Source organism: Mesorhizobium sp. LNHC252B00, from assembly GCF_000502955.1.
GTDB lineage: Bacteria > Pseudomonadota > Alphaproteobacteria > Rhizobiales > Rhizobiaceae > Mesorhizobium.
In genome coordinates, this window is sequence record NZ_AYWO01000187.1 from 1 (window position 1) to 232 (window position 232).

The following is a 232-nucleotide window of genomic DNA, read 5'->3' on the forward strand; positions in this document are numbered from 1 at the left end:
CAGTATATGGGCATGGTGCGCCAGTGGCAGCAGCTGCTGCACGGCAACCGGTTGTCGCATTCCTACACCGAAGCGATGCCCGATTTCGTCAAGCTGGCCGAGGCCTATGGCGGCCACGGCATTCGTTGCGACAAGCCAGACGAACTGGACGACGCGATCAAGGAGATGATCTCGGTCAGGAAGCCGGTGCTGTTCGATTGCCGCGTGGCGACGCTCGCCAACTGCTTCCCGA

At 61.6% G+C, this 232-nt stretch carries 1 protein-coding gene; it reads left to right on the forward strand.

Annotated elements, in window-relative coordinates:
* Positions 1-232, forward strand: a 232-nt coding sequence (locus X744_RS01000000170805) for a thiamine pyrophosphate-dependent enzyme (protein ID WP_032908329.1), incomplete at both ends; no start/stop codon positions are given.